General features: G+C 62.6%; 11 protein-coding genes. 7 read left to right on the forward strand and 4 right to left on the reverse strand.

Translation table 11 applies throughout. The features are described 5' to 3' along the window. Positions 1–7: 7 nt before the first annotated feature. The 4 genes from FXN63_RS01060 (at position 8) to FXN63_RS01075 (ending at position 4,306) form a co-directional block, all read left to right on the forward strand. Positions 8–1,015: an ABC transporter ATP-binding protein gene (locus FXN63_RS01060; RefSeq protein ID WP_148812014.1), complete on the forward strand. Its 1,008-nt coding sequence runs from the start codon at positions 8–10 to the stop codon at positions 1,013–1,015. Then, complete coding sequence (locus tag FXN63_RS01065; RefSeq protein WP_425468640.1) at positions 1,012–2,100, forward strand: ABC transporter ATP-binding protein; 1,089 nt, start codon at positions 1,012–1,014, stop codon at positions 2,098–2,100. The genes FXN63_RS01060 and FXN63_RS01065 overlap by 4 nt, the downstream gene beginning before the upstream one ends. Positions 2,101–2,201: 101 nt before the next feature. Continuing rightward, positions 2,202–3,101, forward strand: coding sequence for an N-formylglutamate amidohydrolase (locus tag FXN63_RS01070; RefSeq protein WP_148812017.1), 900 nt, complete (start codon positions 2,202–2,204; stop codon positions 3,099–3,101). After that, positions 3,098–4,306, forward strand: coding sequence for a M20 aminoacylase family protein (locus FXN63_RS01075; RefSeq protein ID WP_148812018.1), 1,209 nt, complete (start codon positions 3,098–3,100; stop codon positions 4,304–4,306). Before FXN63_RS01070 ends, FXN63_RS01075 begins: the two co-directional genes overlap by 4 nt. Positions 4,307–4,383: 77 nt before the next feature. Here FXN63_RS01075 and FXN63_RS01080 read toward each other — a convergent pair whose 3' ends face one another. Beyond that, entirely contained in the window at positions 4,384–7,011 is a 2,628-nt protein-coding gene (locus tag FXN63_RS01080; protein ID WP_148812020.1) for an EAL domain-containing protein, read from the reverse strand. Positions 7,012–7,234: 223 nt separating this feature from the next. On the opposite strand from FXN63_RS01080, the gene FXN63_RS01085 reads away from it, so the two are divergent. Further along, a complete protein-coding gene (locus tag FXN63_RS01085) occupies positions 7,235–8,137 on the forward strand; it encodes a LysR family transcriptional regulator (RefSeq protein ID WP_148812022.1) in 903 nt (300 codons plus the stop codon). Positions 8,138–8,215: 78 nt separating this feature from the next. Here FXN63_RS01085 and FXN63_RS01090 read toward each other — a convergent pair whose 3' ends face one another. The 3 genes from FXN63_RS01090 to FXN63_RS01100 are packed head-to-tail and all read right to left on the reverse strand — an operon-like array spanning position 8,216 to position 9,505. Beyond that, positions 8,216–8,818, reverse strand: a complete 603-nt coding sequence (locus FXN63_RS01090) for a DUF924 family protein (protein WP_148812024.1) — start codon at positions 8,816–8,818, stop codon at positions 8,216–8,218. A 3-nt stretch (positions 8,819–8,821) separates the two neighbouring features. Next, on the reverse strand, positions 8,822–9,139 hold the full coding sequence (locus FXN63_RS01095; RefSeq protein ID WP_148812025.1) for a hypothetical protein: 318 nt from the start codon (positions 9,137–9,139) through the stop codon (positions 8,822–8,824). A 45-nt stretch (positions 9,140–9,184) separates the two neighbouring features. Then, positions 9,185–9,505, reverse strand: coding sequence for a DUF1840 domain-containing protein (locus FXN63_RS01100; RefSeq protein ID WP_148818802.1), 321 nt, complete (start codon positions 9,503–9,505; stop codon positions 9,185–9,187). 248 nt (positions 9,506–9,753) lie between these two features. Between FXN63_RS01100 and FXN63_RS01105 the strand changes: the two genes are divergently transcribed. Together FXN63_RS01105 and argS are read left to right on the forward strand one after the other, a co-directional pair. Next, the gene (locus FXN63_RS01105; protein WP_187395055.1) at positions 9,754–14,358 is read left to right on the forward strand and encodes a DUF6531 domain-containing protein; all 4,605 of its coding nucleotides are present in this window, start codon (positions 9,754–9,756) and stop codon (positions 14,356–14,358) included. 127 nt (positions 14,359–14,485) lie between these two features. After that, a complete protein-coding gene (gene argS / locus FXN63_RS01110) occupies positions 14,486–16,207 on the forward strand; it encodes an arginine--tRNA ligase (protein WP_148812030.1) in 1,722 nt (573 codons plus the stop codon). The last annotated feature ends 64 nt before the right edge of the window (positions 16,208–16,271 follow it).

Below are 16,271 nucleotides of genomic sequence, written 5' to 3' on the forward strand. Positions count from 1 at the left end.
GCATGTGATGGCAACAGAAAACACACGCGCCGCCGCTGGTGCGCCGGTACTGGACGTCGAAGGCCTCCAGACCCACTTCTTTACCCGTGGCGGTGTCGTCAAGGCCGTCGACGGGCTGGACCTGAAGGTCGGCGCAGGCGAAATCCTGGGCCTGGTCGGTGAATCAGGCTCGGGCAAGAGCATTACCGGTTTCTCGATCATCGGCTTGATCGACGAACCGGGCCGCATCGTCGGCGGCAAGATCAACTTCATGGGCGAGAACCTGGTCGGTGCAAGCGAGAAACGCTTGCAGCAGCTTCGCGGCAAAGACATCGCGATGATCTTCCAGGACCCGATGATGACGCTCAACCCGGTGTTGCGCGTCGACACGCAGATGATCGAGGCCATCCAGGCCCACGAGAAGGTCAGCACCCAGGCCGCCCGTGCGCGAGCCCGCGATGCGCTGGCGACCGTAGGCATCCCGGCTCCCGATGAACGCCTGACGACCTACCCGCACCAATTGTCGGGCGGCATGCGTCAGCGTGTGGCGATTGCCATTGCGCTGCTCAATCGCCCGAAGTTGATCATTGCCGACGAGCCGACCACCGCGCTGGATGTGACCATCCAGGCGCAGATCCTGTACGAAGTGCAGAAGCTGTGCCGCGAAACCGGTACCGCCCTGATCTGGATCACCCACGATCTGGCCGTGGTGTCGGGTCTGGCCGATCGCATTTCGGTGATGTATGCCGGACGCGTGGTGGAAAGCGGGTCGACCGCCAACGTCATCCAGCGCCCCGGTCATCCGTACACCGAAGGCCTGATCCATTCGATTCCGACGCGTGAGACGCATGGCAGTCTGCTGGCGCAGATTCCCGGCATGACACCGTCCCTGCTCAATCTGCCGAAAGGCTGCTCGTTCCGGCCCCGCTGCCCGCGCGCAACGGATGCCTGTCTGGAAGTGCCACCTGTGGTCGAGGTGAGCCCCGGTCAGTTCTCGCGCTGCTGGCACGCCACTGTTGCGGAGCCCGCGCTGTGAATACATCCGCTGTGAATACCTCTGCCATCAACGCTGCCGATGCCTCGGCACCCACCGCTACCCCCATTCTGTCGTTGCGCGGCATCCGCAAGCAGTTCGCGCAATCGCCCGACCTGGCGGCACGCATCGCCGGCATGCTGGGCGCGGCTACACCGCCGTCGGTAGTGAAAGCGGTCGACGGTGTCGATCTCGACATCCTTCCCGGTGAAGTGGTTGGCGTCGTGGGCGAATCCGGCTGCGGCAAGTCCACGCTGGGCCGCATGATTGCGGGCATCAACCCGCCGTCGGCCGGTGACATCCACTATCGCGGCAAGTCGGTCGCCGCGATGGACAACAAGACCCGTCGATCTTTCGAACTCGACGTGCAGATGATCTTCCAGAACCCGATGGCGTCCTTGAATCCGCGCATGCGGGTGGAAGACATCATCGGCGAGGCACCGGTGGTGCATGGCCTGATCAAGCGCGGCGAGCAAAAGGAATACGTGGCTGGTCTGCTGCGCCAGGTGGGCCTGGACCCGGCCTACGCCCAGCGTTATCCGCACCAGTTCTCGGGCGGCCAGCGCCAGCGTATCGGCATTGCGCGCGCGCTTGCGCTCAAGCCCAAGGTCATCGTCTGCGACGAGGCGGTTGCCGCACTCGACGTGTCGATTCAGGCACAGGTGCTGAACCTGTTCACGGAACTGCGCAAGACCTACGACCTGACGTATGTGTTCATCAGCCACAACCTGGGGGTGGTTGGCCACATCTCCGATCGTGTGGTGATCATGTACCTGGGCCGCGTGGTCGAAGTGGCAAACACCGACACGGTGTTCAACCGCCCGAACCATCCGTATACGCAGGCTTTGCTGGGCGAGCTGCCGTCGCTGGATGCCACCCGTCGTGAGTACCAGCCGATCAAGGGCGAATTGCCCTCGCCGCTGGCTCCGCCGCCGGGTTGCACTTTCCATCCGCGCTGCCCGCACGTGATGCCCAAGTGCAAGACGGAAGCCCCGAGCTTGAAGGGCATCGGCATCCGTCACCTGAGTGCTTGCCACTTGAATGACCTGCCGCCCGAACAGCGCCCGGCACCGCTGAACGCACACTGATTGCATGCTTTGAAGGCCAGCGCGGCAACCCTGCGCTGGCCTTTGTTCTGATCTGCACGACAAACGTAGTACCCAGCTGTCTCCCGAACACAGGATTTTCGATGTCCAGCCCGTCTACTGCGGTAACCGCCGCTGTCTCCGCCTCTGTCCCTGGGGCCTTTGCGCCCTACACCCTGACCCTGCCGCAAGGTGAAGCGCTTCCGCTGATCGGCGACTCGCCGCACAGTGGCACCACCTACCCGAGCGACTTCCGTTTTGCCGCCGATTTCATGGACGTGCGCTCGGGTGAGGACACCTACGTGCACGAGTTGTGGTCGCAGCTGCCGGCACATGGCGGCACGCTGCTGGCAGCGGAATTCCCGCGCAGCTACATCGACCCGAATCGTGAAATCGATGACATCGACCAATCGATGCTCGACGCGCCGTGGCCGGGTCCGGTCAACGCAGGCGAGAAAACCCGTCTGGGCATCGGCCTGATCTGGCGCGATTCGAACAAGAAAGCCATCTACGACCGCAAGCTCACGCCTGCCGAAGTGCAGTCGCGTATCGAGCGCTTCCATGTGCCGTATCACCTGGCACTGAATGCGCAGATCGAAGCGGCGTATCAGAAGTTCGGTGCGGTCTGGCATCTGAATCTGCATTCGATGCCGGGCAACTCCTACGAGTCGCTGCAGATCAAGTCGGACAAGCCTTTGGCTGACTTTGTCCTGGGTGACCGTGACGGCACGACCTGCTCGCCGGAGTTCCTCGACGTGGTGGCCACGGCACTGCGCAAGTGCGGCTACAGCGTTGCCATCAACGACCCCTTCAAGGGCGTGGCGCTGATCGGTCGCATTGGCCGTCCGCTGGAAAATCGGCATAGCATGCAGATCGAAGTACAGCGCTACCTGTACATGAGTGAAAAGAATTTCGAGCGGAATGACCACTTCGTCAAACTTCAGGCCGACCTGGTTGAAGTTACGAAAACGGTCGCCAGCTATATCCAGGAGAAAATTGCATGAAGACGATCGACGAAATCGAACGCGCCCATCCGGCGCTGACCGCCATCCGACGTGACTTCCACGCGCACCCGGAAATTGCCTTTGAAGAAGTCCGCACGTCGGCCCGCGTGGCAGAACTGCTGACCGAGTGGGGCATTGAAGTTACCCGTGGCCTGGGCAAGACCGGCCTGGTGGGTGTGTTGCGCGGAACCGGTGGCACGAGCACCCGTTCGATCGGCCTGCGCGCCGACATGGACGCACTGCCCATGCCCGAGCACAACCGCTTCGACCACGCCTCGCAGAACCCCGGCCGCATGCACGGCTGTGGCCATGACGGCCACACCACCATGTTGCTGGCCGCCGCGCAGTACCTGTCGGCACACCGTGACTTCGACGGCATCGTCAACTTCATCTTCCAGCCCGCGGAAGAAGGCGGCAACGCTGGCGCGCGCGCAATGATGCAAGACGGCCTGTTCGAGCGTTTCCCGTGCGACGAGGTCTATGGCATTCACAACTGGCCCGGCATGCCCACCGGTCACTTCGGCTTCCTGGTCGGCCCGTCGATGGCGTCCAGCAACCGCTTCGAGATCAAGGTGCACGGCGTCGGCGCGCACGCTGCCACCCCGGAAAACGGTGTTGACCCGGTCTTCATCGCAGCCGAGATGGTCGGTTCGCTGCAATCGCTGATCACCCGCAACAAGCCGGCCGGTTCGACCGCCGTGTTGTCGATCACGCAGATTCACGCAGGCGACGCCTATAACGTGATCCCGGCCGAGGCCATCATCCGTGGCACGGTGCGTACCTTCCACACGGAAACCCTCGACATGGTCGAGGAAAACATGCGCCGCATCGTGACGATGCTGCCGCAGGCTTATGGTGCCACCGGTGAACTGAACTTCATCCGCGCCTACCCGTGCCTGGTGAACCACGAGGAGCAGACCAAGTTCGCGGCCGATGTGGCTGAAGCCATGGTCGGCCCGGGCATGGTCACGCGTTCGTTGAAGCCCATCACCGGTTCGGAAGACTTCTCGTTCTTCCTGGAAAAGGTGCCGGGTTCGTACCTGTTCCTGGGTAACGGCGGCGGTGAGCATCGCGCCTACGAAGCCTACGAAGGCATGGGTCCGTGCGAGCTGCACAACCCCAACTACGACTTCAACGATGCGCTGCTGCCGATTGGCGGAAGCTATTGGGTGAAGCTCGTGCAGGCCTTCTTCGCGAAGGCTTGATTGTTAGCGAATCGGTAGCGACCAAGCAGGCACCTTGTAAACAAGGTGTCTGACCAAGCTCATGCTAAGACGGCGGCTCAGGCCGCCGTTGTCACGTCTGGGCCGGGCAATGCCGGGACGGTGGTGTCGGCACACTGCGTCACGTGGTTCGCCAGCCAGCGTTCCAGGTCGGCGGCTGGCATGGGCTTGGCAAACAGATAGCCTTGGGCAATCTGGCAACCGTGTTCGGCCAGGAAGCGGAACTGTGCTTCGGTTTCCACGCCCTCGGCCACCACGTCCATGCCCAGGCTTTCGCCAATGCGCAGCACTGAGGTCGTCAGTGCGCGGGCCGCGTCGCTGTGTTCCAGATCGTGCACAAAACTCTTGTCGAGCTTGAGTTCGCAGATCGGCAGACGATGCAGGTAGCTCAGGCTGGAATAACCCGTGCCGAAGTCATCGATCGACAGGCGCATGCCTCGGTTGTGCAGGGTGTCGATGCACGCAAGCGTGGCCGCATCGGCGTCCAGCATCACGCCTTCGGTCATCTCCAGCACCAGTTCGTCGGGCTGCAGTCCGTGGGTGGTCAGCAGAGAAGCCACGGTGGTCGGCAGTTCGGGATTGCGGAAGCTGATCGGCGACACGTTGACGGCAATCTTGGGTATGGCGATGCCGCGCTGACGCCAGTCGGCCAACTGACGGCAGGCGTGTTGCAAGACCCAGTCGCCCAACTGATCGATCAGCCCGCATTGTTCGGCCAGCAGCACAAAACGTGGCGGTGCAATATTGCCCAGCACAGGGTGCCACCAGCGCAGCAGTGCTTCCACACCGGTGACCCGGCGGGTGGCGACGTCGATCTGCGGTTGGTAGTGCAGCGCCAGCCCATCGGTTTTCAACACCTCGCGCAGACCCGCTTCCAAAAGCAGGCGTTCGTGCGCGTGGCGGTTCAGTTCCGCACTGTAGAAGCAGAAGCCGTTGCGGGTATCGGGTTCGACCTGGCGCATGGCCATGTCGGCGTTGCGCAGCAATACCCCGATCGACATGCCGTCGTTGGGATACATCGCGATGCCGATGCGCACATCGATGGTCGCCACCAGTGCGCCCAGCTCGAAGGGGCGGCGGCAGGCTTGCTGTATCTGTTCGGCCATGCCTGCTGCCTGGGTTGCATCGACGGGCAACAGCATCACAAAGTCGGCCCCGGTCAGCCGCACCAGGCTGCCGCCTTGGCCGGTCATGGGGGCCAGGCGTCGTGCCAAGGCGCGCAACAAGGCGTCGCCGGTCGGATAGCCGTGGAAATCGTTGATGCGCTTGAAGCGATCGACGTTGATGAACAGAATCGCAAGCGAGGTGCCGCGTCGCAGGGATTCAGTCAGCGCCTTGGCCGACAGCGACGCCAGTGCGGTGCCGTTGGCCAGGCCGGTCAGGGTGTCGCGTGATGCCAGATCGCGGATGAAATTCCGGCTTTCCTCACGTTCCAGCAGCATGCCGCAGAGGTCCACACAGGTCTCCACCAGCCGTTGGTGGAAGGGCGTGGGCGCAGTCCTGGTCCGGTAATAGAACACAATGGCCCCGACCACATCGCCATCGCTTTTCTTCAGGGGCACTGCCCAGGACGACAGCAGGCCCAGGGGCGTGGAAATCTCGGCGCAGCGGCGCGAGCGGGGATCGGTGGCCATGTCCTCGATCCAGACCGCATGGCCTTCATTCATGGCCGCGCCAAAGCTGCCGGCGTCGGGGCCGACCATCATGCCGTCGATCTTGTGCGCCGCTTCGGCGGGCAGGCTGGGTGCCGCCAGCGGGTGGATGCGCTTCATGCTGTCCACCGCGAAGATGGCCGCCACCACGTCGGGTGCCAGGCGCTCGACCTCGCGACAGATCAGTGACATGACATCGATCAGCGGGATTTCATGCGCAACGGCGGTCAGCGCCTTGTGCTGCAGCAGTTCGTAGATCTTGGTCTGGGTGATGTCGACCAGCGTGCCCAGGTAGTTGATCAGGCGGCCTTCGTCGTCATAGACCGGGCTGATCTGCACGGACACCCAGACAGGTTTCCCGGCCTTGCTGTAGACCAGTACGTCGATCTGCTGTCGTTTTCGGACGTCGGCGGGGGGGAGCGCGATCATCTCGCGGATTTTTGCGATCGCCTTCGGGTCGGTGTTCGGGCCGGTGATGACCTGGCTCGCGATCTTGCCTTCCAGGTCGGGCAGGGTGTAACCCAGCAGACGGGTGACCCCGGCGTTGATGTAGCGCACCCGGGTGTCCGGGCCGGTGACGATGGTTGCGCTGTCGCTTTCGTTGACGGCAACCAGCACCTGGCGCAGCAGGACTTCCTGCTCGCGCTGGTGGGTCACGTCTTTCAGGAATGCGGTGTAGAAGATGCGGCCGCCGCTGTCGATGCGGGAAAGCGACACGCTGACCCAGCGGCATTCGCCATTGGCACGCTCGATCGACACATCGCGCGAGATACCGATGGCGCGATTGATGCCGGTCTTGCGGTTGTTCTCGATATGGTCGTCATGACCGAATTGATGCATATGGGGGATCAGCAAGCTGACATGCTGACCCAGCACGGTGGCACGGGGCCTGCCCCATAGCGTTTCCGCTGCGGCATTGAACAAGGTGACGCAGTTGTGCTCGTCGATCACGACGACGGCATCAGCCGCTTGTTCCAAGGTCTGCGCGAGTATGTCGCTGGCAGCGTCGGCGCGTGGTTCGGTGCTCGTGTTCATCCTTTCAATTCCTGAACGCGCGACAGGTGGCCGATATCAGCCTTACCTACAGTAACGGTTCTTCGTTTCGTTTTTTTATGGCAATTATTGGCTTGCTGCGTTCCATTTATGGTGTGACAGCGGCATGGAAAGCCATGCTTTTGCGCGTCTGTTTGGGGTCTGGCAGCTGAAACCGGCTCGGTAAACTGCCCGTCCAAAGGCGTCCCGGCAGAAAAAACGGCCCATGATCAAGCTTGATGACATTGCCATTTTTGTCCACGTGGTCCGCGCAGGCGGGCTCGCGGCTGCTGCACGCCGCCTTGGCATGCCTGCCAACACCATCAGCCGCCGTCTGCGTGAACTGGAAACGGCGGTGGGGACGCCCTTGCTGCTGCGCTCGTCGCGCTATCTGCATTGCACGGCGGCAGGCGATGTCTTTTTTTCGCGCTGCCAGGACAGCGTCGATGTGCTCGAACTGGCTTCGCGCGACCTGCACTCGTCTGGTTGCCAGATTCGGGGCGAAGTCCGGGTGGCGATGTCATCGAGTTTTTCGGAGTTCGCGGGGCCGGGATTCTTCAACGATTTTCTGGATACCAACCCGCAGGTGCGGGTGCAGTTCATGATCATTGACCAGGAACCTCGCCTGGTCGACAACGGTATCGACCTTGCCTTGCGCCTGGGGCCCATCGACAAGCCCAGCAAGGTGGTCCGCAAGCTGGGCCGCGTAACCTTGGGGCTGTACGCAAGCGAGGCCTATATCGCGGCGTACGGCCAGCCGTGTCATATCAGTGACCTGCGTGCGCATCGGCATATTCGCTACCTGGACCCGCGCCACAACGAAAACTGGGTGATCAAGGGGCCGGATGGCGAGCACCCATTGCGCATGGACGGCCAGTTTGCGTCGGATTCGACCATGGGCATGATCCACGCGGCGGAAGCCGGCCGCGGTATTGCACTGATCAGCACCCAGGCCATGCGCCACGGCCGTCATGCCCTGGTGCGGGTGCTGCCCGATTACCACGTGGTGACCGACGGGTTCTATGCGGTGTACCCGGCCCACGGCACCTTGTCGGCAGCGGCCAGGGCGTTGCTGGATTTCGTGATTCAGGCGACGGCCCTGCTTGATCAGGCCGCGGGCGACGCCTGACAGATGGGGCAGGGCGGTCGGCCGGGTTGACCAATCAAAACCGGGAAGGCTCATGTCCCCCGGTTCTAGAACCTGCCTTCAGAACCCCGCGCCTGGCTGAGCCAGATAGACCACTTCTTCCGGCGTATTGGTACGACCAAGAATACGGTTGCGATGCGGAAAGCGGTCAAACTGCTTGATGACGTCGCGGTGACGGTGCGCGTAATCCAGCAGCAAGGCCGCGTTCGGATCTGCGCTGGTCAAGGCCGTGAACAAGGCAACCGATCGATCCTGCAGATTCAGGTCTTCCGCATGCTCGAAAGGCAGGTAGAAGAACGCACGTTCAACCGGGCTAACAGCCAGATCGTGCCCGGCATCGACCGCCTGCTGCGCCGCTTTCAACGCCACCGCGTCGCCGCTGAAAGCCTGCGGTGTGTCGCGCCAGATGTTGCGTGTGAACTGGTCCAGCAACACGATGCGGGCCAGCGCGCCGCGTGGCTCGGCTTCCCAGTCTTGCAGTCCACCATCCACCGCCTGCTGAATCAGCCGCTCGAAACGCGTGCGAATCTCGGCATCGAACGCCGGGTCTTTGCGAAACCACACCTCCCGACTGGCCAGGTGGCCAGCATCACCGGCCGGCAGAAACCAGAAATCCAGAACGGCCTGCCAGGGCCGGATGTCCTGCGCCACAGACGCCGACACCGTTCAAAAGCCCACGGTCAACGAGTCGGTATCGATCGCAATGCGGCTGCGGTCCAGGGCGGCAGCGGACTGCGACGCCAGCGATTCCAACAGATTGCGATTGGAATTCAGTCCCTCGTAACCCGCCGCGATGGCGATGGCGAGGATCTTGTCGATCAGCAGAACCTTGCCGCTGGGACGGATCGGTTCGCAACCCATCTTCTCGTAGGTTGCGTCCAGCCATTCGCGCGCACGCGAAGCGGATTGCGGGCTTTGGTCCACCTGGACCTGGAGTTCAATAGTCCGGCCCCGGCCGAAGTTGATCGACACGTCGCGTCGCATAGATGGTGTTCCTATCGAAAAAAGTGAAGTCGCCGTGCAGGCGACTTATTCCCAAGTGACATTCACGCCCTTCGCATTCGCGCGGCGCAGCAGGTCCAGCAGCGGAAAGGCACGTTGGCCCAGCCCGACATATTGGCGCGCCATGGCGGCCTCTTCGGGATCGTCTTCATCGAACTTCGGGTCTTTGGTGACCGCCAGTGCGCGCTCGATGCCGGCAATCGCGGCCGGCAGTTGTTCAGGCGTGAAGACCCCGCGTTCAGGCAGGGTGTCGCCCAGCGCTTTGCCGGCGATTTCAAGAATAGGCTTGGCATGTTCGCCAAGCATGATGACTTCGCCTGCGGCCTTGGAGCGAAACGTGACGACCATGGTGGACTCTCGGTTGGTAAGCAATGCGGGCATGCCTGCAAGCTTCAGGCCTGGGCAGGTTCCCGGCTTTGCGTGCACGCATTATCCGCCCGTTTTTGTACGCGCGTCATCCGCGTATTTGGGGTGTCGTCCATGCGGGGAACTGCGTGGGACATTCACTTGCCGATGCTGCGACGCAGCACATGCCAATCATGGATGCTGCCGGCTGGGCATGGTCACCGGGGCCATGCGGGCGCAGGAACAGGGCAATGGCGAGCACTCCCCACATCTCCACTCAACGGTGCACAAGGCGCGCCGCGCTTGCTGCTGGCCTGGCGTTGATGCTCGTCACCGTGCACGTTTTGGGCTGGGCGGCCGGTGCTGCGGCGCAATGCGGACCGTCGTTGCTGGGCGCGCCTTGCGCGGCCGACGGGGTGGCAACGCAAGCCGAAGCGGGCGCATCCAGCAGCCTGGCCGTGGGTAACCCGGTCAACCTGGCGACTGGCAACAAATATCAACGCGAAACAGATATGGCGGCTGCGCCCGGTGCCTTGGGCATCGAGCTGATCCGGCATTACAACGCCCGCGACATGCGTACCGAGGCACTCGGACGCAACTGGGTATGGTCCTATGACACGCGCCTGTTCCGGGTGGGCGACACCGTGCAGATCGTGCAGGCAGACGGCAGTCGTGTGGATTTTTCACGTGTCCCGGGTGCCAGCACCTGCTTGCCCTCCGATCCCGCATTGGGGGTCTTGCATGTGCAAACGGGCGTGCGCGGCGAGACCATGTCCTGGCAGTGGCGAGACGGGCGTGTGCTGAACTTTGACGAAGACGGCTTTCTGGTTGGCATCTCGATTGCCAGCGGTCAACGCGTGTCGATCCGGCGTGCACGCGACATGGGACGACACCGTGGTGCCTTGCTTGAAGTGGCTGATCCGCAAGGCAGGCAGTTGGCGTTTCGGTATGGCGCAGCCGAACCAGATGGCTGGCGACCGCTGCAAGGCGTGGACACGCCGGGCGGGCGTTTCACTTATGCACAGGACGCCGAGCGCCGCTTATCCACTGCCATCCGCCCCGATGGCGATGCGCGCGACTACTTATACGAATCCGGTTCGGCAGCATGGCTGACCGGCATCGTGGCGCGCCCGCTCGGGCAAGCGCCACAACGTGTGCGCAGCTGGATGTATGACACCCGCGGCCGGGTAGTGACCGCCGTGCAGGGCGCGCCAGATGCACAGACCGGGCGGCAGCAGATCGACTATGCCGATGGGCAGACCACGGTGCGCGACGAGGCCGGCGCGGTGACACGTTTGCTGCATCGTCAGGCGGGTGCGCGCACCGTGCTTACGTCAGTAGAAGGCGCGGGCTGCGAAGGCTGCGCACCGATTGACAACAGCCGTCGTTACGATGCGCTGGGGCGGCTGACGCAAGCCGAAGGCATTGGTGTCACGCGCGATGTGCTCGGTCGGGTGATGAGCCTGCGCGATGCCGGTGGCGCAACGCAGATTGCCTGGCTGGGCGACAGCAGTTTGCCCACGCAGGTCGATGCGCCCAGCAGGGTGGGTGGGCAGCGGCATACGCGACATATCGACTGGTTGTCCTTCACCGATCCCGCCACGGGGGTGTGGCGCGCCGTGCCCAAACGTATCTCGGAAGCAGGGTGGCGGCCGGGTGCCGATGGTCCGCAAGCCATCACGCGGGCGTGGGTGCTGAACTGGAAGATCGAGCGTGGCGTGGCGACGTTGTCGGATGTGGTGCCGGAGCAGTCCGCGTTGCATGAGGGCAGCGGGATGCGCGCGGTGCAAGCGGCAGCATCGAATCGGTCTTTGCAATCAACCCAATCAACTCCGTTAACACTGTTAACTCAATCGGAACCTGCGCAAGGTGCTCGGAAAGCTGGCGCAGCCCGTCAACTGCAACCGACAAAGCCAGCCGACGCCGATGCCAAACTAACGCCCATTACCGGCTGGCCAGACCTGCGCTGGCGGCGCGATGACTTCGGCCTGCCGGTACGGGCAGAAGGCAAGGGCGGCAAGCCGGTGGCAGGGACCGAAACACGCGACTACGATGCCGCCGGTCGTCTGGTGCTGCGCCTGTTCTCGGACGGCACCCGCTGGACCTACGACTACAACACGAGCGGGCAGTTGCAGACCCATCGGGCAACACGCGCGGGTGAATCTGTCGAGACGAAATTGCGTTGGAAACAGGACTTGCCGATCCGCATCGATCACCCGGTCGAGTCCGAACGCCGGGGCTATGGACCGGATGGCCGCATGGCATGGCGCGAGGTCTTCAGGCCCGTTGCTTCGGTGGCGGGTGTCAATGATGCGGCCGTGCGTTATGCCGAGTCATTCGCCTGGGATGCGCAAGGACGCATGGTGCGGCATGACCTGCCCGAAGGCGGCAGCCTGTTCTATGCGTGGTCCGACCAGGGCGTAACCGACATTCGTTATGCGCCGCGCGATGGAGACACCGTACTGGTGTTTCAGCAGTCGCCTGGCTTGAATGGTATTTCTCGGCGTTGGTTCAACGGAGTGAGCAGCGTGTCGCAAGCTGGGCGGAGGCTGCATTACCAGGGCAAAGACGGGGTCTTGTTAGGGCTGGCTCGGCAGATGGGTGCGGAGACAACATGGCAGCCGAGCTCACAGAAAAGTGGCGCGATGTCTGGGCAGAAAAATGGCCAGACAAGAGATCAAGTCAGCAGTCAGACGAACCGTCAGAACCATGATCGAACAGACGCTCAAGAACGGGTCGCGGCCGAAGTGGTGTATCGCCCGAGCCTGAAGACACCTGGCGCGGATCAGGCCGCCTCGTCATCCGGCGTGTTCGCCGTGCATCGTTATGCCTACGACGACGCAGGTCGCTTGATCGTCGCCAGTCATGCAGGCGGGGCGGGTGCCGTCCCCGCCATGTGGACGCCGCAACCCGTTGACTACTACGCGTGGCGCGACGGCGGTGAAGCGGTTGCGATTGCTGCGCAAGGAGTATCGATGCGACCGGCGCGCTTGCGTGAGGCGGGTGGTCTGCCGACGCGTGTCGATGGCCACACGCTGCGCTACGGTCCGTCGCGACGCTTGGCGGCAGTGGATCGAGGTGGTGTAGCCGTGGCTCGATATCGGCACAACGCATTCGGCGAACGAGTGATCCGGGAAGTGAACGGCAAACCCGCCACGCATGACTTCTATCTAGGCCAGCAATTGGTTGCCGAACAAGGCGACGGCCCGCTTGGCACGATTGCACGTCGTTATATCTATGCCGGACACGAAGCGGTGGCGATCCTGGAATATGCGGGCGGTCGTCAGATCGGCATGCGGCGCGTCGCTGCGGTAGACAAAGATGATGAAAGTGCAGGACAACCCGCCACGACAAACGGCGCATCAGGTTTGCTCACCACCTTATCTGTGACGCAGGACGAATCGTCCGGCTTCCTCGCCCATATGCGTCGGGCTGCGTCGTTCTTGCTGCCGTCGGCGTCAGACACCTTGCCCGTGCAAATACTCGCGGTTCACCCCGATGCCGTCGGCACGCCCAGGCTGGTTACTGATGCCGATCAGACCGAACGCTGGCGCGGCGATTTCGGCCCGTTCGGCGCGCTGCGCAGCGAAGCCGGCGACATGGGCATGCGACTGCGCCTGCCAGGGCAGGTGATCGATCCCGAGACTGGTTGGCATGACAACTATCTGCGCACCTACGATCCCTTGTCTGGCGCGTATCTGGAACCCGATCCGCTGGGCGCAGAGCCGGGCACCGAGGCCTATGGCTACGCGGCCCAGCAGCCCGCGCAGTTCATCGATCCCTTGGGGTTGCTGCTGTTTGCGTTTGATGGGACGGCAAATTCTCCACAGTCTCAGACGAATATTTTTCTGATGCAGCGCTGGTATCAGGATGAGGACGCAAGCGCGGCAAGAGTGGCACCCCAGCATTACGTATCAGGCCCTGGTTCTCAAGATAACCCGATCACATCGGGTTCGGATATTGCAGCTGCTTATACCTCCGACCTTCGGATAGAAGAGCAATGGCGAAATCTGCTCAACGCGTTATCAAGGTTTCCGGGCACCAGAGAGAAGCCCGTTCAAATCGACATCATCGGTTTTTCCCGTGGGGCAGCGTTGGCTCGGCAGTTCGCCAATAAGATTGGCGAACAAGTGAAGGACGGGCTTTTTTCTGCGCGCAGATATCCCTTATTCGGAGAATTGATCACGGCATGCGTGAATCTTCGATTCCTGGGTGTGTTCGATACTGTGCCGCAGATGTTTGTGGGGGCGACAGACATTGGTTGGAATTTTTCCATCGGTGCTGGCTGGGACAAGGTGGCACACGCAACCGCGCTGCATGAAACGCGGACGTTGTTTCCGTTGACGACCATGGAGGTCGGAGCCAACGGCTTTGGCGCACCCGCCAGTCCGGTCATCGAGATTGGCCTGATCGGCTCCCATTCGGATTTGGGGGGTGGGTACTTCTACACAGAAAATGGCAAGCGGATGGGCGACTTATCCAATGTGTCGCTGAACTGGATGATGTCGCAAGCGCTCGATGCAGGTTTGCAGTTCGCAAACCTGCCCACCGCATATCGGTACGTTAACGACCCCGCTTTACATGCAGAGACCAACTTTCGTATCCCTGCAGTCTCGGAACTCTTTACGCCTGTTGATCGATGGGTAAATACGGCAAATTCAGCCAAGAAATATGACCGGCAGGATCTACACCCTCTCCTTGGGAAAAGTCTGCGCGATCAAGTCAATACTTTCATTACCCCGGTCGAACGTTGGGTAAGCAAAACAGGGCCGGTAGTCGGCAACGTGGACATGGTTGCCTACAACGCGTGGTTGGAAAAAATGTACGGCTTGCGCATGCAGCCGTCGCCCATGTAATGCGATGCTAACCAAGTAAGCTGGATGCGCTGTCGCGCGCATCCCACCACCGTTTCCCCTGCTCACGGTCGAGACCGCCCGTGCCTGCTAACATTCCGCTCTTGCCCATCGCTATCGAATCGCCGACATGCTCCCTGAGCAACAGCAAAACCTCCTGTCCCTGATCGGCGCCGCCGTCGCCGCCGTCGCCCCCGAAGCTCGTCCGACCCTCACCCTGGAGCGCCCGAAAGTGGCTGCCCACGGTGACGTCGCCAGCAACGTGGCCATGCAGATCGCCAAGCCCCTGAAGCGCAATCCGCGCGATCTGGCGCAGGCGATCGTTGACGCGCTGCTGGCGCAGTCGGGCGCAGACGCCCTGATCGCTGCCGCCGAAATCGCCGGCCCGGGCTTCATCAACCTGCGCCTGAGCGCAGCGGCCAAGCAGCAAGTCATCACCGCCGTGCGCGAACAAGGCGCAGCCTTCGGTCGTGCCGCACGCGCCGACCGCAAGGTGCTGGTCGAATTCGTGTCGGCCAACCCGACTGGCCCGCTGCACGTGGGCCATGCCCGCCAAGCAGCGCTGGGCGACGCCATGTGCCGCCTGTTCGACGCCAGCGGCTGGGATGTCACGCGCGAGTTTTATTACAACGACGCGGGCAACCAGATTCATAACCTGGCAATCAGCGTGCAGGCACGTGCGCGCGGTTTCGTGCCGGACGGCGATGGATTCCCGGAAGACGGTTATCGCGGTGAGTACATCGCCGATATCGCCGCAGACTATGTCGCCAAGAAGTCCGTGCAGGCTGCCGACTGCGAGCCCGTGCAGGCCACCGGCGACCTGGACAGCCTGGACGATATCCGTCGCTTTGCGGTGGCCTACCTGCGCCGCGAACAAGACCTGGATCTTCAGGCCTTCGACCTGAAGTTCGACAATTACTACCTGGAAAGCTCGCTCTACACCTCGGGTCGTGTCGACAAGACCGTGCAGCGCCTGATCGACGCCGGTCACACCTACGAGCTGGACGGCGCGCTGTGGTTGCGCACCACCGAACTCGGCGAAGGTGACGACAAGGACCGCGTGATGCGCAAGTCCGAGGGCGGCTACACCTACTTCGTGCCGGACGTGGCCTATCACGTGGCCAAGTGGGAGCGTGGTTTCACCAAGGCCGTGAACATTCAGGGCAGCGATCACCACGGCACCATCGCGCGTGTGCGTTCGGGCCTGCAAGGGCTGGATGTGGGTATCCCGAAGGGCTACCCCGACTACGTGTTGCACAAGATGGTCAAGGTGGTGCGCAGCGGGGAAGAGGTCAAGATCTCCAAGCGCGCCGGCAGCTATGTGACCCTGCGCGACCTGATCGACTGGGTGGGCCGCGACGCGGTGCGCTTCTTCCTGATCTCGCGCAAGGCCGACACCGAATTCACCTTCGATGTCGATCTGGCGCTGAAGCAGTCGGATGAGAACCCGGTGTTCTACATCCAGTACGCGCACGCCCGGGTGAACTCGGTAATCGCGCAGTGGGGCGGCGACGTGTCCACGGTGGCTTCCGCCGACATCACGCTGCTGACCGCCGAGCGCGAGTTTGCGCTGATGCAGCGTCTGGCTGAATTCCCCGCGATCATTGCGCAGGCCGCCAGTGAGCTGGCCCCGCATCACATTGCGTTCTGGCTGACCGCAGTCGCGTCCGACTTCCACGCGTTCTACAACGCGGAACGTGTGCTGGTCGACGACGAGGCCCTGCGCCTGGCGCGTCTGGCCTTGCTGCTGGCCACCAAGCAGGTGATCGCCAACGGCCTGGCCCTGTTGGGCGTGTCTGCACCGGAACGTCTGGTGCGCGCGGATATCCCCAGCGCCGATCCCGCCGCGTGATTCTCCGATAACGTCCCGTAAATCGCAGGCCGCCAACCATGCGGCTGCGATCCGGGGCGTGTTC

It is taken from the genome of Pigmentiphaga aceris (assembly GCF_008119665.1).
GTDB classification, from domain to species: Bacteria; Pseudomonadota; Gammaproteobacteria; order Burkholderiales; family Burkholderiaceae_B; genus Pigmentiphaga; species Pigmentiphaga aceris.